This is a genomic window from Micromonospora mangrovicola, from assembly GCF_047200535.1.
Taxonomy (GTDB): Bacteria; Actinomycetota; Actinomycetes; order Mycobacteriales; family Micromonosporaceae; genus Micromonospora.
In genome coordinates, this window is the sequence record NZ_JBJZOG010000030.1 from 46,561 (window position 1) to 68,629 (window position 22,069).

Below are 22,069 nucleotides of genomic sequence, written 5' to 3' on the forward strand. Positions count from 1 at the left end.
TGCCCGGGGCAACGGAGGATCACCACGGGGAAGTGACCCTGACGAGGAGGCGGGCTCGGCCAAGGCGTGGCCGAATACAACGAGATGGAGGCGCCGCAGAACGGGGCCGCCCTGATCAGCGCCGGGCACTTCCTCGGCACCAGCGACTTCTGGTTCCAGTCGATGCAGGACCGGCAGAGCGAGTTCCTCGCCGTGGGTGTGCTGATTCTGCTGAGCATCGTCCTGCGGCAGCACGGCCGCCCCGAGTCCAAGCCGGTCACCGCCGCGCGCCGAGATGGCCGCCTGAGCCGCGACCGTCGCCGCCGTCAGGCGGCGACCGGCAGTCGCTTGGCGAAGCAGGCGCGGTACGGGTTGTCGACATACTCGCCGTACACCGGGATGGGCTGGTAGCCGCAGGAACGGTAGAGGCCGATGGCGGCCGGCAGGTAGGTGCCGGTCTCCAGGCACACCGTGGTGTGCCCCTGCTGGAACGCCAACTCCTCCAGCGCGGCCAGCAGGTGCCGGGCGACGCCCCGCCCCCGGTACGCCGGCCGGACGTACATCCGCTTGAGCTCACCGGTGTCGGCGTCCAGGGGCTGGATCCCGCCGCAGGCGATCGCCCGGCCGCCGTCCACCACGACCAGGTAGCGGATGCCGTCGTGGGTGAGTGTCGCCTGCCCGTCCAGGCCGCCGTCGGTCTCGCGCAGCTCGCGCTGTTCGGCGATGACCAGGGCGGCGAGCTCGGGGTCGGCGGCCGGGCGGGGTTCGATCAGCATGGCGCAACGCTAGGGCGGACGGATTTCGCGGAGGTTTCCGGCCAACGACCCGAACACGGACGCAGCGGAACTACTCCCAGTCCTCGTCGTCGTCCGCCTCCGCCGCCGCGGCGGCCTCGATCTCGTCCTCCGGGCGCCGCCGGCGTGCCTTGCGGGCGGCCAGCCGCTCGGCGGCCGTGGCCCGGGTCGACTTCTCCTCGAGCCGCACGTCGGTGCCCCGGTTGCCGGGAACGAAGTCCACGCCCGCGTAGAGGGTGGGTTGCCAGTCGAACTCCCGGTCACCGATGCGGACCAGGTCGCCGGCCTGCGCGCCGGCCTTGGCCAGCTTCTCCTCGACACCGAGGCGGGCCAGCCGGTCGGCCAGGTAGCCGACGGCCTCGTCGTTGTCGAAGTTGGTCTGCTTGACCCAGCGCTCCGGACGGTTGCCCCGGACGGTGTACGAGCCGTCGGCCTCCGCCTCGATGGTGAAGCCGGCGTCGTCGACCGCCTTCGGGCGGATCACGATCCGGGTCGGCTCGGCCGGCGGCGCCGCGCTACGCGCCTGCTCCACCAGCTCCGCCATCGCGTACGTCAGCTCCTTGAGCCCCTCGCGGGTGGCCGTGGAGATCTCGAAGACCCGGAACCCGCGCGCCTCCAGGTCGGGCCGGACGATCTCGGCGAGGTCCCGCCCGTCCGGCACGTCGATCTTGTTGAGGGCGACGAGGCGGGGCCGGTCGGCGAGACCGCCGTACTCGCTCAGCTCGGCCTCGATGGTGTCGATGTCGGCGAGGGGGTCCCGGCCCGGCTCCAGCGTCGCGGTGTCGACCACGTGCACCAGCACGGCACAGCGCTCGACGTGGCGGAGGAACTCCAGGCCCAGACCCTTGCCGGTGGCCGCGCCCGGGATCAGCCCCGGCACGTCGGCGACCGTGAACGTGTGGTTGTCCACCCGGACCACGCCCAGGTTCGGCACCAGCGTGGTGAACGGGTAGTCGGCGATCTTCGGCTTGGCGGCGGAGATGACCGAGATCAGCGAGGACTTGCCGGCGGACGGGAACCCGACCAGCCCGACGTCGGCGACGCTCTTCAGCTCCAGCACGACGTCCAGCCGGTCACCGGGCTCACCCAGCTCGGCGAAGCCCGGCGCCTTGCGCCGGGCGTTGGCCAGGGAGGCGTTGCCGCGACCGCCGCGACCGCCGCGGGCCGCTTCGAAGGTGGTGCCCACGCCGACCAGGTCGGCCAGCACCTCACCGTCGGAGGTCTGCACCACGGTGCCGTTCGGCACCTTGATCACCAGGTCGTGGCCGTTGGCACCGTCCCGGTTCGAGCCGGCGCCGCCCTTGCCGTTCTCGGCCTTCTGGTGCGGCCGGTAGTGGAAGTCGAGCAGCGTGGTGACCTGCGGGTCCACGACCAGCGACACGCTGCCGCCGTGCCCGCCGTTACCACCGTCCGGGCCACCGAAGGGCTTGAACTTCTCTCGGTGGATCGAGACACAGCCGTGCCCGCCGTCGCCGGCCTGCAGGTGCAGGACGACCCGGTCAACGAACGTCGTCACGCCGTCAATCCTTCCAGCGGGGTCCGCCCCGCACGAGCAAAAGCGAAGCGGGCCGGGACACCGAGGTCCGCGGCCCGCCTGCGCCGAAGGTATTACTGCTGCGGCACGATGCTGACAGTCTTGCGACCGCGCTTCGTGCCGAACTGGACCGCACCGGCGGCCAGCGCGAAGAGCGTGTCGTCGCCGCCGCGGCCGACCAGGTCACCGGGGTGGAACTTGGTGCCACGCTGGCGGATGATGATCTCGCCGGCGTTGACGACCTGACCACCGAAGCGCTTCACGCCGAGCCGCTGGGCCGCGGATTCGCGGCCGTTACGCGAGCTGGACGCACCCTTTTTGTGAGCCATTGAAGGACGACCTACTTCCCGCTGGAGATGCCGGTCACCTTGACCTGGGTCAGCGGCTGGCGGTGACCCTGGCGCTTGTGGTAGCCGGTCTTGTTCTTGAACTTGTGGATCCGGATCTTCGGGCCCTTGGTGTGCGCGGCGATCTCGCCGGCCACCGAAACCTTGGCAAGCTTTGCCGCGTCGGTCACCAGGTCGTCACCGTCGACGAGGAGCACCGCGGTGAGCTTCACCGCATCGCCGGGGGCACCGGCGAGCTTCTCGACCTCGATCACGTCGCCCTCGGCGACCTTGTACTGCTTGCCGCCGGTCTTGACGATCGCGTACATCGGAGGCGGACTCCCTGTCGTTGAGGCTGCTGGCGGTCGTTCCCACGGCATCTCGCCGGGAGCCGTGACACCGGCGGCGCGGGCGCGCGGGAACTCGGCACACCAAAAGTGCGCCGCAGGCAAGCGTACGCCATACCAGGCCCGCCGCCCAAACCGGGCCGCCGGTCAGCGCGGACAGAGCTCGTCGAGGCGCTGCTGGAGCCGGTTGAACTCCGTCTCGTCGATCGTCTGCACGTCCGTGCCGAGCCCGCCCACCTCGGTGGCCAGCTCCGCCAGCAGGGTACGCAACCGCGGGTCGGTCGCCCGCGCGGACTGCTCCCGCAGGACGTCCCGCCAGCCGGCCAGCGCGGCCTCCACGTCCCGGCGGGCGGCGTCCGCCGTCCGCCGATCGCCGACCGCCTTCGCCCGCAGCATCTCGGCCAGCTTGTGCACATACGTCTGCACGGCGGCCGAGCCCGCCTGCTTGGCGCGCGCGCACACCCCGGCGTCCCCGGTGGCCGTCGGGGTCGGCACGGCCGCCGTGCCCGCTGGGGCCGGTGAGGCGAAGCCCACCGCGAACGGGTCGTCGCCCCGGTCGGCGCAGCCCGCGCCGGCCAGCACGATCCCGGTCAGCGCGGTGACCGCGAACACCCGACGCATGTCTCCTCCCGTCCGGGCCGCGCCGTCCCGACGGAGTCGACGGGTGCGACGGGGCCCCTCCCTGCGGACTCTGTTGCCGAGGAAGGGGCCCTGTCAAACACCGTGCTGGTCAACGCCTCACGGCCGGGTGCGCCGCCGCGCGCCACCGCGCCGGGAGCGCCGCCGGCCGGTACCGGCCTCGGCGACCTCCTCGTCGGTCTCGCCGATCGCGTCCGGGTCGTCCGCGGCGGCCAGCCGGGCCGACTCGCCCTCCTGGCTGTCGGCGAGCGCCGGAGCGGCCGGCGTCTCGGTCTCGTACCGGGAGAGGTCGTAGCCCTGCGTGTCGTAGTAGTCGTCCGGGGTTTCGACGACCTCGGCGACCGTGCGCTCCGGGGCGGCGGCCTCGGCGGCCGGCTGCTCGGGCGCGGCCTCCGCGGCGGGCTTCTCCGGGGCGGCCTTGCGGCCGCGGCGCCGGCCCTTCTCCTCGGTCGCCGGGGCGGTGACGGCCGAGGCGACCGCCTTGACCTTCTCTCCCGCGCCGCCGCCCGCCCGCGGCTTCTCCGGCACCGGCTCGGTGTGGATGATCACGCCGCGGCCCTTGCAGCACTCGCAGGTCTCGCTGAACGCCTCCAGCAGGCCCGCGCCGATCCGCTTACGGGTCATCTGCACCAGGCCCAGCGAGGTGATCTCGGTGACCTGGTGCTTGGTGCGGTCCCGGCCGAGGCACTCGGTGAGCCGGCGCAGCACCAGCTCCCGGTTCGACTCCAGCACCATGTCGATGAAGTCGATCACCACGATGCCGCCGAGGTCGCGCAGCCGGAGCTGGCGCACGATCTCCTCGGCCGCCTCCAGGTTGTTCCGGGTGACCGTCTCCTCCAGGTTGCCCCCGGAGCCGGTGTACTTGCCGGTGTTGACGTCGATGACGGTCATCGCCTCGGTCCGGTCGATCACCAGCGAGCCGCCGGAGGGAAGGAACACCTTGCGGTCCAGCCCCTTGAGGATCTGCTCGTCGATCCGGTACTCGGCGAAGACGTCGGTGGTGCCCGCGTGCCGGCGCAGCCGGGCGACCAGGTCCGGCGAGACGTGCGACAGGTACGACTCGACCATGTCGTACGACTGCTCGCCCTCGATGACCAGCTCGCGGAAGTCCTCGTTGAACAGGTCCCGGACCACCCGGATGACCAGGTCCGGCTCCTCGTAGAGGAGCACCGGGGCACCGCCCTCGGCCGCCTTGGCCTGGATGTCCTCCCACTGCGCCTGAAGCCGCTTCACGTCGCGGGCCAGCTCGTCCTCGCTGGCGCCCTCGGCAGCCGTGCGGACGATCACCCCGGCGCCGTCCGGCACCAGCTTCTTGAGGATGTCCCGCAGCCGCTTGCGCTCGGTGTCCGGCAACTTCCGGCTGATGCCCGAGGCGTTGCCGTTCGGCACGTACACGAGGTGCCGGCCGGAGAGCGCGATGTGACTGGTCAGCCGGGCGCCCTTGTGCCCGATCGGGTCCTTGGTGACCTGCACCAGCACCGAGTCGCCGGACTTGAGCGCCTGCTCGATCGAACGGGCCCGGCCCTCCAGGCCGGTGGTGTCCCAGTTGACCTCGCCGGCGTAGAGCACGGCGTTGCGCCCGCGCCCGATGTCGACGAAGGCCGCCTCCATGCTGGGCAGGACGTTCTGCACCTTGCCCAGGTAGACGTTGCCGGCCATGGTGCCGGACGAGTTGCGGGTGACGTAGTGCTCGACGAGCACGCCGTCCTCGAGGACCGCGATCTGGGTCCGGTCACCGCGCTGGCGGACGGCCATCACCCGGTCGACCGCCTCCCGGCGGGCCAGGAACTCCGACTCGCTCAGGATCGGCGGCCGGGTACGCCGCTGCTCGCGGCCGTCCCGGCGACGCTGCCGCTTGGCCTCCAGCCGGGTCGAACCGGAGACACCCTGCACCTCGTCGACGGGCTTGCGCGGCTCCCGGATCTTGACGACCGTGGGCACCCCGTCCTCGGCGGCGGCCTCCACGTCCCCGGCGCCCCGACGGCGGCGGCGACGCCGGCGGCGGGTCATCCCGTCGCCCTCGGTCTCCTCCTCGGCGGCCTCCTCCTCGGCGGCCTCGGCTGCCTCGGCCTGGACGGCCTCCTCGGCCTCCTCCTCCTCGGCCTCCTCGGCACCACCCTTGCCCCGGCCCCGGCCGCGGCGGCCCCGACGGCGGCGGCGACGGCCGGCGGCCATCTCCTCCTCGTCCTCCTCCGCCTCGGCGATCTCCTCGACCTCGACGGTCGGCTCCTCGTCGACCTCGACCTCGACCTCTGCCGGCTCCGCCTCCCGGCGGCCGCGGCGGCGACGCCGGCCGGTCTCCACCGGCTCCTCGGTGGGCTCCTCGGCGGCCGGGTAGGTAACCCGGACGGACGGCGCCTCCTCCGGCTGCGGCGCCATGAACAGGACGGTCGGCGCGGAGAGCGCGGCCCGTCGACGGCGGGTCGGGGCCGGCTCCTCAGCCGCCGGCTCCTCGGCCGCGGGCACCGCGGCGCCCGGCGCGATCTCGCCGGTCCGATCCTCCACGCCACCGGCCCGGGCCAGGGTGGCCTGGTCGACCGGCGGCACCTGCGCCGCCTCCGGCGTCTCGCCCTCGATCGCCGCGGGCTCCTCGGCCGGGGTGGCCGGCGCGACGCCCTCGACGTCCGCCTGCGGCTCGGCGACCGCGTGCGGCTCGGCCGCCTCGGCGGGTGCCTCGGTCGCGGACTCCTCGATCGGGGTCTCGGCGGGCGGCGGGGTGGCCTTCCGCCGGCGGCTACGGGTCACCTTGACCGGCGGGACGACCTCTTCGGTGGCCGCCTCCACGCCGGTGGCGGCCACCGGCTCCTCGACCGCCTTCGCGGGTGCCGCCTTGCGGCGCCGCCGGGTGGCCTTGGGCGCCGCCTCCAGCTCACCGGCAACCGGGGCGAACACCTCGGCCTGGGGCGACTCGGCGCTGGCGGTGCCGGCGCCGGTGGACGCCTCGGCCGGCGCCTCGGTCTGCTCCGGCTGGTTCAGCGGGGCGGCCTTGCGTCGGCTGGTCCGCTTGCGGGCCGGCTTCTTGGCCTCGGTGCTCTCGGTGCTGCTGGCGGCGGTTGCCTCGGCCGGTTCTGCGCCGGTCCGTTCGCCGCCCTCGGGCTCGTTCTCGAGCATGGACGTTCTCCAGTTCTGGCTGCCCCGGGCGCGGGTGAGCGCTGCCACGCAGGGTCGCCGCAAAAGGTGTTTCCGCCGGGCGCGCAGGCGCGCGACCGCCGAAGTCTGCCTGCCAGAGCGCTGACCGTCGGTCAGCGCTCTCCGATGGCTGCCCCGTCGCGATCCGCATCCAACGGATCGACGATCTCGCCCTGCGCGGTCAGCGTGCCCTGCGCCAGCCGGATCACCCGCGGGGCGACCGGCGGCTCCAGGGCGGCCACCACGCGGAGGCCGGAAAGGACGTCATCGGGCCGTACGGAGGGGGTGACCTGCCGCACGACCACTTCGAGTATCGCACACGGTACGGCCGCCGCCCCGGAAGGCGTCTCCGACTCCGGCACCACATCGATGTCGATGACGGCCCCGCGGGCGTCGAACGTCCGGCGTCCCTGCTTGGTCATCCGCTCGACCTGGATCTCGCCGGCGGCGCGGAACGCCGCCACCGCCTGCTCGGCCAGGGCCGGGTCGACCTCGGGCAGCTCGATCCGCCACCGGGACGCCTCGATCCGGTCGGCGAGGCTGCCGCCGGTGGCCTCCACGGCGTCGAGCAGGTCGAGGCCGGGCGAGAGGGCGGCGTCCAGGGCCTGCCGCAGCTGCTCCGGCTCGACCGGCTCGCGCAGGCCGATCTCCAGGTACTCGGCCTCGCTGGCCACCCCGGTCGGCGCGGCGGAGGCGTACGAGATCTTGGGGTGCGGGGTGAAGCCCTGGGAGAAGGCGATCGGTACGCCGGCCCGGCGCAGGGCGCGCTCGAAGGCCCGGGCGAAGTCCCGGTGCGAGGTGAACCGCAGCGGCCCGCGCTTGGCGTACCGGATCCGGACCCGCTGGACGACCGGTGCCTGGCCGCCCTCGGGTTGAGGCTTTCTGGCGATCGTGAACTCCTCGGGTGCTACCTGCGTGTCCGCCCCATCCTGGCGCAGCGCCCCCGGCGGTACGCACCCGGGGCCGCCGCGGCGGCCGAAAAGCCGGTCGAAACCGGCCGGCGGGGTCGTTCCCGCCCACCCCGGAACACGCCGGTGGCCGGCCGGTGACGCGCAGGTCACCCGGCCGGCCACGACGATCAGGATCGGTTCCCGCCCGGCGGCGGGTACGTCCCCGGCGGGGCGGGCGGCGCGCCCGGCGGGGGCGGGTAGCCGGAAGGTGGGGCGTAACCGCCCGGACCCGGCGGCGGATAGCCACCGCCCGGTGGCCCGTAGCCGCCCTGGCCGGGGGGCGCGCCCGGCGAGCCGTGGCCGGCCGGGACCGGCGGGTGGCTCTCGGCGGCCATCCGGTCGAGCACCTGGTCCGGGACATCGGCCGCCCGGGCCGCGTCGCGGCGGTACCGGCGCCGGTTCCAGATCAGGAAGAACGCCAGCCCCAGCAGGATCACCAGCACCACGGCGATCCCGATGCCGATCACCATGACCTGCTGGTCGGTGGGGCCGCCCCGGTCGCCGTACCGGGTCACGTCGAAGTTGTCGTCCTCGCCCGCCTGCGGTGCGGCCGGGCCGGCCGACTTGGCGTCGAGCAGCGGGTTCGCGGAGACCGTCGGCACGTTCTTGGTCAGCGCCGCGACCGGGTCGATCCGGCCGAAGCCGTACTGCGGGTCCCGGCCGGGCGGGCCGGCGTCCCGGGCCGTGCGGATGATCCGGTTGATCACGTTCGGCGCGTCGAGGTCCGGGTACTTCGACCGGATCAGCGCCGCGATGCCGGAGACGATCGCGGTGGCGTCCGAGGTGCCGTCGCCCCAGCCGTAGCTGTGGTCGGGTCCGATGTTGTAGATGCTGTCGGCCGGTGCGGACACCACCGCCTCCGGGCCCTGCACCGAGCCGGACCAGAAGGCGCCGCCTCGGGTCGTGCCGGTCACCGCGATCACGCCGGGGATGTTGGCCGGGATGCCGACCTGGTCGTGGCCCAGCGCGGTGTTGCCGGAGCCGGCCACCACGACGGCGTCCCGGTCCAGGGCGTACCGGATCGCCTGCTGTACTTCGTCGGAGGCGACACCCATGGTGGTGTAGGACAGGTTGATCACCTTGGCCCCGCGGTCGGTGGCCAGCCGGATGCCGGCGGCGGAGGCCTCGGCGGTGATGCCGCCCCGTTTGTCGGCGTTGATGCCGACCGGCAGGATCTTCGCGGCCGGGGCGATGCCCACCACCCCGTCCCGGGCCGCGCCGGTGGCGGCGATGATGCCGGCCATGTGGGTGCCGTGGCCGTCCGGGTCGGTCCGGCCGTCGCCGCCCCGGCCGTCGGTACGGCCGCCCGGGACGAGCCGGCCGGCGATGTCCGGGTGGGAGCCGTCGACACCGGTGTCCACCACCGCGATCAGCACGCCCCGGCCGGTGGAGAGCTTGTGCGCCTGGTCGATGCGGAGCTCGTCCAGGTACCACTGCTCGGCCCGGCGAGGCGCGGCGGCCGACGGTTGAGCGGCCCCCAGCACCACGAGCCCCGCCATCAGGCCGGCCACCACCGGCCGGAGCGTGCCGACGTTGTTGAACCTCATCCGTCCATCCTCATCGCAGGATGCCCGGGGACGCGGCGTCACCGGTGCCCCACGGATCGTCGTCCTCAGTCAACCACGACGAGTGCTCGGTGCCGGCGCCGCCGTGCCCGGCGCCGCCATGACCGCCCATCATGCCGCCGCCCATCATGCCGCCGCGGAGGCCGTTCGCGCCGGCACCGGCGCCGGTCGCGTTGCGCAGTGCGTTGGCCGCACTGGTCATCGGCGGCACCTTGCCGTTGCCCCCGCCGACCATGCCGGGGATGCCGCCCACGCCGATGCCACCCGCCGAGCCGACCCCGCCGCCGCCGAGGCCGCCGGCCGCGCCGACACCACCGCCGATCCCGCCGCTGAGACCGCCACCGCCGCCGAGCCCGGGGGAGCCGCCGAGGCCAGGGCCGCTGCCGTACCCGCTGCCGATCGCCGGGGTGCCGGCACCGGCGAGGCCGCTGCCGTAGTCCTGCCCTGCGCTGCCGGGGGCGCCGGCGGCCGGCGGCGTGACGGAACCGGCACCGCCGCTGCCGAAGTTGCCACCGGTGGAGGGCGGCGCGACGGAGGAGCTCCCGCCGCCGAAGGAGCCGCCGCCACCGCCGATGCCCGTGCTGCCGAGGTTGGGTGCGCCGCCTCCGCCGCCGAAGCCGCCGCCACCACCCCCGCCCGGGTACCCGGACGGCGGGGTGCGGTCGTCCGGCCGGTAGCCGTCGGTGCTGGCACCGGTCGGTGGCGGTACGACCAGCCGGGGCCGCTCGGTCTCCACGGCGGTGGGCAGCGGCGACATGGCGGTGTTGGCCACGTTCTGGTTGTCCCGGTACCAGTTGTCCAGGTGGGACTTGGTGTCCCACCAACCTCCCCGCTTGTGGTCGTCGGCGTTGCCGTCGATCTTCATGGTCGCTTCGAGGTCGTCGGCCTTGTCGCGGAACGCGCCGTCGGCGTACGACGCCGGGTTGCTCTGGTAGTCCTTGCGCAGCGCGGCGAGGAAGCCGGAGGTGCTCTCACCGTCCCGGGCGTCGTCGAGCTCCGTGCCGTTGGGCAGGCTCCACTCGTTCCACCCGAAGTCGTCCATCAGCGGGATCGGGATGCTGGCGACCGATGTGCGGATGTCCCCCTCGATGCGCGACAGCGCCCCGCTGACGTTGCTCGCGTGGGTGATCAGCTCCTCGATGTCCTTGCCGATGTCACCGAGGTGCTCCCGGTACGCGTCACCGCCGCTGCCCTTCCAGCCGGCCAGCATCGCGGGCAGGCCGCCGGTGTGCGGGCGCTCCGTGCCCGACGCAATCGGGCCGACGAAGGACCGCCCGACCAACGCGTCCCGCAGGTAGCCGAGACCGGTGGAGAGGCTGTTCCACCCCACGCCGACCGAACCCACGGTCTCCGGGTCCGCCGCCAGCGTCACCTCGCGGACGCACCGCTCCCAGGTTCCTCCTGCCATGACCGTCTTCCCCTCAGGCCGGGTACGGATAGGTGGGCTCGCCGCCCGTGCTCGGCGGCGGCGTGGCGGACTCCAGCATCCGCTCGATCTGCTTGCCGTTGGCGGCGTTGCGTGCCTCGGTGTCGCGGAACGCCTGGGCGATGTCCTCGGTGCCCTTCTTCAGCGCGGCGAGTTTGGTGGAGAGGGCCTTGAGATGCTGCTCCATGTTGGCCGTCGACCTGGTCAACGCCTGCCACTGCATCCGGGCGTCCTCATACGCGCCGAAGGGGGTGCCGTTCGGCACGGCCTGCGCGTTGTTGCTGTCGCCCTTCATCCGCTCCTTGATGCGTTCCATCTCGTAGCTGATGGTGTCGTCGACGTACTGCCTCAAGCGCTCGACGTAGTCCGCCGCGGCGTCCAGGTCCTCGACGCTGACGTGCAGATCGCCGGTGTCCGGCGGCCTGATGTCACCCATGCTGCTGCCCTCCCCGCTGCCGACCCGCCGGTCGGTCCAATACGGACGCAGCGTATCGAGTGACGGCCAGTCGAAGCACCCCCACCCCACGTGACGGGAACGTCGGCCGGACGAGCCGTCCCGGATACGACGGAGCGGGGGGGGAAGGGGGGGGGGGGGGGGGGCCCTCACCCCCCCCCCCCTCCCCCCTTTCTCCCCTCCCCCCCCCCCCCCCCGACGGCGGCCCTCAGCCGGCCGGGTTGTGCAGATCCAGCCGCCCCCGGGCGAACGCGTCCACCCGGCCCCACCGGCCCGGGATGTCGAGCACCTCGATCCGCCCCATGCCGGCGGGCAGCCGCGGGTCGACCGCCAGGTGCCCCTCGTGCGGCTCGAGCCCCAGCATGGTCCGGATCAGCAGCAGCGGGGTGCCCGTGGACCAGGCCTGCGGGCTGCACGCGGTCGGGTACTCCACCGGGAACTTGGTCAGCTCCCGCCGGTAGCCGCCGAACGCCTCCGGCAGCCGGCCGTCGAAGTATCTCGCCGCGTCCAGAATGCCGCTGGCGATGGTGGCGGCCTCCTCGGCGAAGCCGTACCGGCGCAGCCCCCACGCGATGAAGGAGTTGTCGAACGGCCAGATCGTGCCGTTGTGGTAGCCGATCGGGTTGTAGCGGACCTCGCCCTCGGCCAGGGTGCGCACCCCCCAGCCGGACCAGAGCCGGGGCCCGACCAGGTGCTCGGCGATCTTCGCCGCCCGGTCGTCGGCGACGATGCCGCTCCACAGCAGGTGCCCGACGTTGGAGCTGAGCACGTCGCACTGCCGGCCGTTCGGGTCCAGGGCGAGGGCGTAGAACTCGCCGTCCTCCACCCACCAGTCCCGGTTGAACCGCTCCTTCAGCGCCGCGGCCTCCCGCTCCAGCTGGTCGGCGTACGCCGGGTCGTCCCAGAACTCCCGGGCCAGCCGGGCGGCCCGCATCTTCGCGTCGTACGCGTACCCCTGCACCTCACAGGTGGCCCGGGGGAACGGCGGCAGCATGCCGTCGGAGTACGAGATCGAGTCCCAGGAGTCCTTCCAGCACTGGTTCTCCAGGCCGGTGTCGGTGTTGCGGCGCTCGTACCAGATGTAGCCGTTGCCGACCAGGTCGGCGTAGTCGTCCATCCAGTGCAGCGCCGCCCGGCACTCCCGTTCCAACTCCTTGACCAGCGCGACGTCGCCGGTCCACTTCTCGTACTCGTCGAGCAGCACCACGAACAGCGGCGTGGCGTCCACCGAGCCGTAGTACGGCGAGTGCGGCTGCTCCTCGAAGGCGGCCGTCTCGCCGTACCGCATCTCGTGCAGGATGCGGCCCGGGTCCTCGTCGCGGAAGTCGTCGAACCGGGTGCCCTGCAACGCGGCGAGGATCCGCAGCGTGGTCTTGGACATGCCCGGGGCGAACGGCAGCACCTGCAGGCAGGTGAAGACGCTGTCCCGGCCGAACATGGTCATGAACCAGGGCAGGCCGGCCGCCGGCAGCGTCTGGCCGCCAAGGGAGAGCGGCGAGAAGCGCAGCGCCGCCAGGTCGACCAGGCAGCGCTGGTACGTCGAGGCGAGCTGCTCGTGCTCGGTGTTCACCTTGGGCGCCCGGGCGACCCACTCGTCCAGGTCGTGCTGGAGGGCCAGCCGCTCGGCGCCGTGCTCGCGCAACCCCAACCGGAGGTCCCGACCGCCCGGGCCGACCGCGGAGGTCTGCACGTCGATGGCGGCGTCCCACTGCTCGTTGGGTTCCAGGTGGATGGTGAAGGCGAAGCCGTCGCGGTCGTACCGGGCGGGCTGGGACGAGGAGATGACGGTCTCGCGCCGGAAGTTCCCACGCCGGTAACCCAGCCGCAGCCGGTCCCCCTCGACCTCGGTGTAGATCTCGCCCTTCTTGTTCAGGATCTCGTCCTTGACCTGGAAGAGGTCGGCGAAGTCGGAGGCCGCGTCCATCCGCACCTCCAGGTCGACCGCCTTCTCGTCGTGGTTGAGGATGGTCAGCGTCTCGCGGAAGCTGCCTCCCACCGCCCGCTCCCGGATGATCGACAGCTTGGCGTCGACATAGTGCGTGGCCATGCCGGGGACCAGGAAGAAGCGGGCCTCGTAGTACTGGAGGTCGTCGTACGAGAGGGCGTTGAGCCGCTCACCGTTGACGGTCAGCACCCAGCGGGACAGGAACCGGGTGTCGATGGAGAAGAGCCCGGTCGGCTCGGTCGGGGTCGCCTCGATGTCCCCGGTGTCCTCGGAGACCACGAAGGTGTTGCCGTCGAGGATCCGGACGGTGTTGGTGTCGGTCATCAGAGTCCCTCCCGCCGGAACGCGTGGTGCGGCCCCCGGGCGTCCGACGGGCCGGGAAAGATCCGTTCGACCTGGAGCACCAGTCGCAGGTCGCCCGACACGGTCATGTCGCCGCGCAGCAGGGCGGCGATGGCGTTCTCCTGCCCGGTGACCAGCTCACCGAAGAGCCGGGGGCCGGTCCCCACCACCGTGTCGGCCTCCCGGTCCTCCTGCCGGACCTGGAGGTTGCCCCGGTCGATCTGCAGCAGCCAGTGCGTCGTCTGCGCCCCCTCGTGCAGGTCGAAACGCAGGGTTCCGGCGGTCTTCGCCAGCAGGGGCTCGAACCCCCGCCGGTCGAGGTCCTCGAAGAACCTCGTGGTCGCGTCCACCATCGGCTCCACTCCTCCCGCGATCCGCGGCGTGCGGCGTCCGAGGAGGGGTCCCCACCGGGTACGGGGTCAACCTCGCCCGGTTCGGGTGAGTCGCCTGGTGGTGACGGTCGGCCCGGGGCCGGTCGACCGGGCGGACGCGAAACGCCGACCCCCGGACCGGAGGTCGGCGCACCGCGGCGGGCAGCTCAGTTGTTGGGTTCGTCGGCGCTGATGTCGGCGAGCACCGACTGGGGTTCCCGCTCGACGGCGAGGTCACCCATCGAGACCAGCCCCACCAGGCGGCCGTCGTCGATCACCGGCAGCCGCCGGACGGCGTACGTCCGCATCAGGTCGGCGGCGGCGACCGCGTCGTCGTACTGGCTCACCGTCACCACGTCCTTGCTGGTGATCTGGTTGAGCGTGGTGGTGTTCGGGTCCATGTTCTCGGCGACGCCCCGGACCGTGATGTCCCGGTCCGTGACGATGCCGACCACGTTGTCACCCTCGGTCACCACCACGTCGCCGATGGCGCTGTCGCGCATCTCCTGGGCCGCGGCGGTGAGGGTGTCGTTGCCGTCCATCGTCACCAACCGGGTCGTCATGAACTCTCCGACCGTTGTCATGGAGCCCCCTCTCGGTGTCGGCACCGCCGTCTACCCGCCGCCCCCGCCCGGGTAACCGCGTCAGCCGCGTGGAGGCGCGCCGTAGACCCGTTCGACGTGCAGGCGCAGCACGAGACGGCGGTCGGCGACCATGGCCCGCCGGAAGTCGCCCCAGTCCGGGTGTTCGCCCTGCACCGCCCGGTAGAGCCCGACCAACTCCTCGACCGTCGGGTCGTCCGGCCGCTGCGCCACCGGGGTCAATTCGGCCCGCGCCTCCGCCACCGCGTACGCCCAGCCGTCCTCGCTGCTGACGTGGAAGCTGGCCCGGGGGTCACGCCGCAGGTTGGCGGTCTTGGCCCGCCCGTCGGTGACGGAGACCCGGATCAGCCCCCGCTCCCGGTCGAAGGAGTAGACCACGTTGGACAGTTGGGGCCGGCCGTCGCGTTTGAGGGTGGCGAGCACGCCGAGCCACCGGCTCGCGATGAGCTCGGTCAGGGCCTGCTGGGTCCGCTCGTCCGCCATGATGGGCCTCCCGGGTCGACGCATGGTGATGGCTGCCCTCCCATCCCACCGCAGCGGGGGCCGCCCCGCGAGTCCCCGGCCCGGCGGGACCGCGGGTGTCGTGTCGGCGCGGCCGCCAACCGCGGGCCACCGCCGGCGCCGGCGAACGACATGTCCGGAAAGCCGGGAACGTGCCTCCCGGACATGTCGTCCGACGCCGGCTCAGCGGCGCTCGGCGGCGACCAGCTCGGCCAGCTGGACGGCGTTGAGCGCCGCGCCCTTGCGCAGGTTGTCGCTGGAGCAGAACAGGGCCAGCCCGTTCTCGACCGTCTCGTCCGCCCGGATCCGCCCCACGTACGTCGGGTCCTGGCCGGCCGCCTGCAGCGGGGTCGGCACGTCCGACAACGCCACACCGGGCGCGCCGTCCAGCAGCTCGCGGGCACGGGCCGGGCTGACCGGCTGGGCGAAGCGGGCGTTGATCTGGAGCGAGTGGCCGGTGAAGACCGGCACCCGCACGCAGGTGCCGGAAACCTTCAGCCCGGGGATCTCCAGGATCTTGCGGCTCTCGTTGCGCAGCTTCTGCTCCTCGTCGGTCTCGAAGGAGCCGTCGTCGACGATCGAGCCGGCGAGCGGGAGCACGTTGAAGGCGATCGGGCGGGCGAACACGTTGGGCGCTGGCCATCCCTCGACCGCCTGGCCGTTGTGGGTCAGAGCGTGCGCCTGATCTGCCACCTTGCGGACCTGCTCGTCCAGCTCGGCCACGCCGGCCAGGCCGGCACCGGAGACCGCCTGGTACGTCGACACCACCAGGCTGACCAGCTCGGCCTCCCGGTGCAGCGGGCGCAGCACCGGCATGGCGGCCATGGTGGTGCAGTTCGGGTTGGCCACGATGCCCTTGGGCCGGTCGGCGATGGCGTGCGGGTTGACCTCGGCGACCACCAGCGGCACCTGCGGGTCCATCCGGAACGCGGACGAGTTGTCGATGACGACCGCGCCGGACTCGGCGACCCGGGGCGCCAGCTCCTTGGCGGTGCCCTTGCCCGCCGAGAAGAGCACGATGTCCAGGCCCTGGTAGTCCGCGGTGGCCGCGTCCTCGACCGTGACCTCACCGTCCCGCCAGGGCAGCGTCCGGCCGGCCGACCGCGCCGAGGCGAACAGCCGCACCTGCTCCGCCGGGAAGTCGCGCTCCGCCAGCACCTGCCGCATCACGCCACCGACCTGGCCGGTGGCTCCCACAATGCCGATCCTCATGCCCGCGAGGCTACCCAGCCGGGCGGACCGACCGGGAAGGCTTTCCCACCGCACCGGCCGACGGCCCGCCCCGGCCGACGGCGTCGCGCGGCCGGCGAGCTGCAACGACAGCGTTTACGGGCCGGTTGACCCGGAGGATCACCCGCTGTCGGGCCGCGTCGCCGGAGCATTCGCACGGCCTCCCGCGTCACCGGCGACCGGGCGACGCGACCGGAATCACATCCCGGAACCGCCATGTCGCCCGAATCTGCCGGGCGGCCCGGCCTCAGGGGGTGTGGTCGACGACCTCGCCGAGCCCGGCGGCCACCAGCTCGTCCCGGATGACCGCCGAGTCGCCCTCCACCACCAGGGTGAGCGAGTCCGGGTGCAGGTGGGTCGCCGCCGCCGCGGAGACCTCGTCGACCGTCGCGGCGAGCAGCGACTCGCGCAGCCGGGCGTGGTAGTCGTCCGGCAGGTCGTGCACCACCAGCGTGGTCAGCGCCGAGGCGATCGCGCGCGGGCTCTGCAGCTCGACCGAGAGCTGACCGGCCCGCCACGAGCGGGCCACCGCCAGCTCCTCCTCGGTCACCCCGGTCAACCGGGTACGCGAGACCTCGCCGACCGCCTCGACCAGTGCCGGCGCGGTCACCGCGGTCTGCACCCCGGAGCTGACCGCGAACCGGCCGAACCGGCGGGACGAGGCGAAGTCGCCGCGGATGCCGTACGTGTAGCCGTGCACCTCCCGGATCAGGTGGTTGAGCCGGGAGGTGAACGCCCCGCCGAGCACCGTCCCGGCGAGCGTGATCGGCACGTGGTCCGGGTGGGCCCGGTACGGCGCGGGATGCCCGAGGCGGAGCGTGGACTGCACCGAGCCGGGCCGGTCGACCAGGATGACCTTCCGCCCCGCGGGCAGGGAGACCTCGATCGGGCCGCCCTTGTCCACCGGCCCGCCTCCGGTGCCGGCGAACGCCGCCGCGCCGAGCGCGTCCAGGTCCAGCCGGTCCAGGTCGCCGGCGACGATCAGCGTCCCCGGGCGGATGAACCACTCCGAGTGGAAGACCGTCACGTCGTCCACGTCCAGGCCGGCGACGCTCTGCGGGTCGCCGTACATCGGCCGACCCCAACGGTTGTCCGCGCCGAACAGGTCGGCGCGCAGCACCGCGTCCGCCCGGGGGCCAGGGTTGGCCCAGTCCATCCGCAGGGCCGTCGCCTCGTCGTCGCGGACCCGCAGCACGTCCGCCGGGTCGAGCCGGGGCGTCCGGACCGCCTCGGCGAGCAGCTCCACCGCGGCGCTCAGCCGGTCCACCGGAACCTGCACGCTGACCTGGAAGGAGTCCCAGTCCAGCCCGGTCACCAGCTCGGTCCCGAGCGCCTCGATGGCCAGGGCGTACGCGGTGGCGTCCCGCTGCGCGGTGCCCTCCTCCAGGGCCTTGGCGAGCACCCCGCCGAGCCCCTCCTTGCCGACCGGCTCCCGGACCGCGCCGGCGTCGAGGAGCAGCAGCGCGACCGCCAGGTTCTGCCCGGGCAGGTGGGCGGCGACGACCTGACCACCGGCGACGGCCCGGCGGACCACCTGCGGGAACCGGTACGGGCGGGCTAGCCCCGGACCGGGACGGGTGGCGATGAGCGTCATGGGAGCTTCCTCTCGTTCGCGGCTGCGGGGCTCGCCTGCTCGCGGTCGCGCCCCACGCCCGGGTCGGGCCGCTCACTCCTCGCGCTCACCGGCTCTCCTCGGGCAGGTAGGTCAGGGTCACCCGGTCGGCGGTGCCGAGCAGTTCGGCGGCCTGCTCCGCAATCTGTTCGGCGGTGACCGCGAGCCAGGCGGGGAGCCGCTCCCCCGCCTTCGCCGGGTCGCCGAACTGGGTGGTGTACCGGCCCAGGGTGTCGGCCCGGCCGTCCACCGTGGACATGTGCCGCCACCACAGCGTGCTCAGCAGCGCCTTGGCCCGGTCCAGCTCGGCGGCGGTCACCGGCACGGTGGCCAGCTCGTCGATCACCTCGTACAGCCCGGTACGCAGCCGCTCGGCCTCGATCCCGGGGCGCGCGGTGGCGGTGGCGATCAGCGGGGCCGGGCCGTGCTTCAGGTCCACCCCGTACGCCCCGATCAGGTCCGGCTGGGCGATCCGCTCGCCGTCGGCGAGGCGCTGGTAGAGCCGGCTGCCCCGGCCACTGCCCAGCACGGTGGCGAGCACCGTGGTCACGTCGTACCCGGTGGTGCCGAACGGGTGGGTGCGATGCGCGACGTACACGCGCGGCGCGGGCACGTCGGCGGTGACCGTCTCCACCGCCGGTCGCCCGGTCGCCGGTACGGTCCGCCCGTCCGGCGCGGCGGGGATCTCCTCGCGCGGCGGGATGGCGCCGAAGTACTTGTCGGCCAGCGCGAACACCTCGGCGGCCGTGGTGTCGCCGACCACGGTGAGGACCGCGTTGTTCGGCGCGTAGTAGGTGGTGTGGAACCCCTGGAAGGTGGGCAGGTCGGCGGCGTTCAGGTCGGCCATCGATCCGATCGTCGCGTGGTGGTACGGGTGGCCGGGCGGGTAGAGCAGCGGCAGCAGCCGCAGCCACGCGTCGCCGTAGGGGACGTTCTCGTAGCGCTGGCGGCGCTCGTTCTTGACCACGTCCCGCTGGTTGTCCAGCGTCTCCCGGGTCAGCGCCGGCACCAGGCCGCCCATCCGGTCGGCCTCCAGCCAGAGCGCCAGCTCCAGGTGCTCGGCCGGGACCGTCTCGAAGTAGTTCGTCCGGTCCGGGTTGGTGGTGGCGTTCAGCGAACCGCCGGAACCCTGGATGAGCTTCATGTGCTCGGTCTTCGCCACGTTCACCGAACCCTCGAACATCAGGTGCTCGAAGAGGTGGGCGAAGCCGGTCTGACCCCCCGGCTCGTGCCGGGAACCCACGTCGTACCAGAGGTTGACGGCGACGGCGGGGGCGGTGCGGTCCTCGCTCACCACCACGCGCAGGCCGTTGTCCAGTCGGGTCGTCTCGATCGGCCAGGGGTAACCGCTGTCGGGCATGGCACGACGCTATCCGATCTCGCGGTCGGGAAGGGGACGAGCGCGGACACGCGTCCGTCCGGACGCCGTGTCCGCACCGGCTCGCGCGGCCGTACGCCCGCCCGGTCAGTCCGGCGGCTCGGCGGGGGTCACGGTCTGGTCGGAGGTCCGGTGCTCCAGGGTGGTGTCCTGGGCGACGTTCCGGTCCTCCCGGATGTCCGATTCGGTGAGGATCGCGTCGGCCTGCGCCTCGGCGTCGTCGCTGCCCACCGCCTTCTCCTCGGGTAGCAGGTGGGCGCGGGACTCGATCCGCTCCTGGTCGCTCTGCTCGTGACTCATGCCGTCCCCATACCCCCCTGGGGGCTCAGCGGAACGGGCCTCGCACCTCGTAGGTGATCCCGCCCGAGGAGGAGCCGCTGGTGCCGCGCTGGGAGGAGAAGTAGAGCCGGCTGCCGTCCGGGGCGAAGACCGGTCCGGTGATCTCCGAGGCGCTCTGACCGGTGACTCTCAGAGAGGGTGTGACGACGGCGTCCGGGGTGATCAGGACGATCTCCATGTTGCCGCCGTCCTCGGCGACGTAGAGGTCGCCGTACGCCGAGCCGGTGATGTTGTCGACCCCGGTGAGCGGCGCCGACCCGCCCACCACCAGCGAGTCGTCGTACGCCAGGTCGATCCGCTGGTTGACCGCGTCGTACGCCCAGACCCGGTTGTCGCCCTTGGTGGTGAACCAGCACGTCCCGTCGGCGTACCAGGCGCCCTCGCCGCCGTTGAACTTCTTCGCGCCGGAGACCTGGTGCCGGGTGTGGGTGGGCGAGCCGTCCGGGTCGGGACCCGCGTCCAGCTCACCGGGCCGCTGGTGGCGGTGCCGGCCACCAGCACCTCCAGCGTGCCGCTGGACAGGTCGCCCCAGGCCGTCGGCCGGAACCGGTAGAGGCAGCCGTCGGTCTCGTCCTCGGTCAGGTAAATCACCTTGCGGTCCGGATCCGCCGCGGTGGCCTCGTGGGTGAAGCGCCCCATCGCCGGCCGGCGGACCGCCGCGGTGCCGCCCTGCGGCCAGGTCTCGTAGACGTACCCCCGGCTGACCTCCTCGGAGGAGAGCCAGGTGCCCCACGGGGTCGCCTCACCGGCGCAGTTCCGGTTCGTGTCTCCCAGGATCCGGTACGCGGAGGAAATTGTTCCGTCGGCGTTGAACCACACCGCGGAGGCCCCCCGGTGGTCGAGATCTCGGAATTCGAGACGTAGATCCAGCCGGAGCCGGCGGCGAAGCAGGCACCCCCGTCGGGGGCGTCGTGCCAGGCGTACGAGGTGCCCGCGACCACCTGTCGGGACCGGGCGATCACCCGGCTGGTGAAGCCCGCCGGGAGTTGGATCCCGTTGGCGTCGGCGCTGCCCAGCGACCCGTACGGGCCGACCCCGGGCTGCGCGGGGACGGCCAGGGCGGCGCCCGCCCAGAGGCTGCCGGAGAAGGCGGCGGCACCGGCGACGGTGGCGCGCAGGACGGTACGACGGTCCATTCGCAGACTTCCTGAGGAAGCGTTCGGTGCCGATGAAACTACCGTCCGGTTCATCGACGGGTGTGAACGCGAGGCGAGACTTTCCCGACGACGCAGTGAGCCCGATCCGTCGCGTCGGGTAAGCTTCCCGCCGTGACGCGGTCGTATCGATGGTTTAGGCAGCCGGCTGGAGGAGCCGGTGACTCGACCATGATCTGACGTCACCCCTCTTCGAGCCGGCCGGGCAGGGATTCTCCCTGCCCATTCGTGTACGAGCAGCCGGCTCGACCTCGGGCGCCGGCCCCGGGGCACGGTCGGCGGAAGGAAGCCCACCGTGACGACCCCGGACGCACATCGGGTCATCGACCAGCGGATCGATCGTGTCGTGCCGCTGACCACCCCGGCCCTGCTGCACCACCACCTGCCCCTGGAGGCCCCGCTCGCGCAGGCGGTGGTGGCCGGTCGACGTGCCGTCGGCCGGGTGCTGGACCGGGCCGACGACCGCCTGCTGGTCGTGGTCGGCCCGTGCTCGGTGCACGACCCCGCCGCCGCCCTCGACTACGCGGGCCGGCTGCGTGGGGTCGCCGACCGGCTCGCCGACGACCTGCTGGTGGTGATGCGGGTCTACTTCGAGAAGCCACGCTCGACGGTGGGCTGGAAGGGGCTGATCAACGACCCGGGGCTGGACGGCTCCGGCGACGTCAACACCGGTCTGCGTACCGCGCGGGCGCTCCTGCTCGACGTGCTGCGCCTCGGGTTGCCGGTGGGCTGCGAGTTCCTCGACCCGATCACCCCGCAGTACATCGCCGACACGGTCGCCTGGGGGGCGATCGGCGCCCGGACCGTGGAGAGTCAGGTGCACCGGCAGCTCGCCTCCGGGCTGTCCATGCCGATCGGCATGAAGAACCGCCCCGACGGCAGCATCTCCACCGCGGTGGACGCCATCCGGGCGGCGGGCGTGCCGCACGTCTTCCCCGGCATCGACGTCTCCGGCACTCCGGCGATCATGCACACCCGGGGCAACGCCGACGGCCACCTGGTGCTGCGCGGCGGAGGCGGCCGGCCCAACTACGACGCGGCGTCGGTGGCCGGCGCGCTGGACCTGCTCCGGGCGGCCGGGCTGCCGGAGCGCGTGGTGATCGACGCCAGCCACGCCAACAGCGGAAAGGACCACCGGAACCAGCCGCTGGTCGCCGCGGACGTCGCGGCCCAGCTCGCCGCCGGCCAGCGCGGCATCGTCGGCGTCATGCTGGAGAGCTTCCTCCAGCCCGGCCGGCAGGACCTCGACCCCACCCGCGAGCTGGAGTACGGCAAGTCGGTCACCGACGCCTGCCTTGGCTGGGACACCACCGCCGAGGTCCTCGACCAGCTGGCCGCCGCGGTCCGCGCCCGCCGCGCCACCCTGCCCGCCCCCGCGTGACCCAGCCACCCGTGCGACGGACAGAGCACGGCGCCGCCCGGGGGGGGAGGGGGGGGGGGGGGGGGAGGGGG

The 22,069-nt window shown here is 73.2% G+C and carries 20 protein-coding genes and 1 pseudogene; 2 read left to right on the plus strand and 19 right to left on the minus strand.

Annotated features, from left to right (window positions below):
- Window positions 1-66: 66 nt before the first annotated feature.
- The gene (locus ACL02O_RS14890) at window positions 67-390 is read left to right on the plus strand and encodes a DUF6766 family protein (protein WP_412818650.1); all 324 of its coding nucleotides are present in this window, start codon (window positions 67-69) and stop codon (window positions 388-390) included.
- Here ACL02O_RS14890 and ACL02O_RS14895 read toward each other — a convergent pair.
- From ACL02O_RS14895 to ACL02O_RS14985, 19 genes and pseudogenes are all read right to left on the minus strand, one after another.
- Window positions 306-755, minus strand: a complete 450-nt coding sequence (locus tag ACL02O_RS14895) for a GNAT family N-acetyltransferase (protein WP_412818651.1) — start codon at window positions 753-755, stop codon at window positions 306-308. The two genes, ACL02O_RS14890 and ACL02O_RS14895, sit on opposite strands and share 85 nt — an antisense overlap.
- A gap of 70 nt (window positions 756-825) precedes the next feature.
- Window positions 826-2,289 (minus strand): GTPase ObgE, encoded by a 1,464-nt coding sequence (obgE, locus tag ACL02O_RS14900; RefSeq protein WP_412818652.1) that lies wholly within the window; start codon window positions 2,287-2,289, stop codon window positions 826-828.
- 92 nt (window positions 2,290-2,381) lie between these two features.
- The gene (rpmA, locus tag ACL02O_RS14905) at window positions 2,382-2,636 is read right to left on the minus strand and encodes a 50S ribosomal protein L27 (protein ID WP_412818653.1); all 255 of its coding nucleotides are present in this window, start codon (window positions 2,634-2,636) and stop codon (window positions 2,382-2,384) included.
- A gap of 11 nt (window positions 2,637-2,647) precedes the next feature.
- Window positions 2,648-2,962 carry a 50S ribosomal protein L21 gene (rplU, locus tag ACL02O_RS14910; protein ID WP_412818654.1) on the minus strand — a complete coding sequence of 105 codons (315 nt, stop codon included), beginning with the start codon at window positions 2,960-2,962 and terminating at the stop codon, window positions 2,648-2,650.
- Window positions 2,963-3,127: 165 nt separating this feature from the next.
- Entirely contained in the window at window positions 3,128-3,601 is a 474-nt protein-coding gene (locus tag ACL02O_RS14915; RefSeq protein WP_412818655.1) for a hypothetical protein, read from the minus strand.
- 117 nt (window positions 3,602-3,718) lie between these two features.
- Complete coding sequence (locus ACL02O_RS14920) at window positions 3,719-6,730, minus strand: Rne/Rng family ribonuclease (RefSeq protein WP_412818656.1); 3,012 nt, start codon at window positions 6,728-6,730, stop codon at window positions 3,719-3,721.
- Window positions 6,731-6,861: 131 nt separating this feature from the next.
- On the minus strand, window positions 6,862-7,581 hold the full coding sequence (locus ACL02O_RS14925; RefSeq protein ID WP_412818669.1) for a TIGR03936 family radical SAM-associated protein: 720 nt from the start codon (window positions 7,579-7,581) through the stop codon (window positions 6,862-6,864).
- Between the two features lie 245 nt (window positions 7,582-7,826).
- Window positions 7,827-9,245, minus strand: a complete 1,419-nt coding sequence (gene mycP / locus ACL02O_RS14930; protein WP_412818657.1) for a type VII secretion-associated serine protease mycosin — start codon at window positions 9,243-9,245, stop codon at window positions 7,827-7,829.
- 10 nt (window positions 9,246-9,255) lie between these two features.
- Window positions 9,256-10,671, minus strand: coding sequence for a hypothetical protein (locus tag ACL02O_RS14935; RefSeq protein ID WP_412818658.1), 1,416 nt, complete (start codon window positions 10,669-10,671; stop codon window positions 9,256-9,258).
- Between the two features lie 13 nt (window positions 10,672-10,684).
- Window positions 10,685-11,125: a hypothetical protein gene (locus ACL02O_RS14940; protein ID WP_412818659.1), complete on the minus strand. Its 441-nt coding sequence runs from the start codon at window positions 11,123-11,125 to the stop codon at window positions 10,685-10,687.
- Window positions 11,126-11,351: 226 nt separating this feature from the next.
- Window positions 11,352-13,412: an amylo-alpha-1,6-glucosidase gene (locus tag ACL02O_RS14945; RefSeq protein WP_412818660.1), complete on the minus strand. Its 2,061-nt coding sequence runs from the start codon at window positions 13,410-13,412 to the stop codon at window positions 11,352-11,354.
- Window positions 13,412-13,783, minus strand: coding sequence for an SCP2 sterol-binding domain-containing protein (locus ACL02O_RS14950; RefSeq protein WP_412818661.1), 372 nt, complete (start codon window positions 13,781-13,783; stop codon window positions 13,412-13,414). Before ACL02O_RS14950 ends, ACL02O_RS14945 begins: the two co-directional genes overlap by 1 nt.
- Window positions 13,784-13,968: 185 nt before the next feature.
- A complete protein-coding gene (locus ACL02O_RS14955) occupies window positions 13,969-14,385 on the minus strand; it encodes a CBS domain-containing protein (protein ID WP_412818662.1) in 417 nt (138 codons plus the stop codon).
- Between the two features lie 60 nt (window positions 14,386-14,445).
- Window positions 14,446-14,886 (minus strand): PPOX class F420-dependent oxidoreductase, encoded by a 441-nt coding sequence (locus tag ACL02O_RS14960; protein WP_412818663.1) that lies wholly within the window; start codon window positions 14,884-14,886, stop codon window positions 14,446-14,448.
- Window positions 14,887-15,087: 201 nt separating this feature from the next.
- Window positions 15,088-16,116: an aspartate-semialdehyde dehydrogenase gene (locus ACL02O_RS14965; RefSeq protein ID WP_412818664.1), complete on the minus strand. Its 1,029-nt coding sequence runs from the start codon at window positions 16,114-16,116 to the stop codon at window positions 15,088-15,090.
- Between the two features lie 265 nt (window positions 16,117-16,381).
- Window positions 16,382-17,728, minus strand: a complete 1,347-nt coding sequence (locus ACL02O_RS14970; RefSeq protein WP_412818665.1) for a M16 family metallopeptidase — start codon at window positions 17,726-17,728, stop codon at window positions 16,382-16,384.
- 85 nt (window positions 17,729-17,813) lie between these two features.
- The gene (locus ACL02O_RS14975) at window positions 17,814-19,106 is read right to left on the minus strand and encodes a M16 family metallopeptidase (RefSeq protein WP_412818666.1); all 1,293 of its coding nucleotides are present in this window, start codon (window positions 19,104-19,106) and stop codon (window positions 17,814-17,816) included.
- Window positions 19,107-19,211: 105 nt separating this feature from the next.
- Window positions 19,212-19,424 (minus strand): hypothetical protein, encoded by a 213-nt coding sequence (locus ACL02O_RS14980; RefSeq protein ID WP_412818667.1) that lies wholly within the window; start codon window positions 19,422-19,424, stop codon window positions 19,212-19,214.
- 25 nt (window positions 19,425-19,449) lie between these two features.
- Window positions 19,450-20,599: pseudogene (locus tag ACL02O_RS14985) on the minus strand (alkaline phosphatase PhoX).
- 313 nt (window positions 20,600-20,912) lie between these two features.
- Here ACL02O_RS14985 and ACL02O_RS14990 point away from each other — a divergent pair.
- A complete protein-coding gene (locus ACL02O_RS14990) occupies window positions 20,913-21,998 on the plus strand; it encodes a 3-deoxy-7-phosphoheptulonate synthase (RefSeq protein ID WP_412818668.1) in 1,086 nt (361 codons plus the stop codon).
- Window positions 21,999-22,069: the final 71 nt, after the last annotated feature.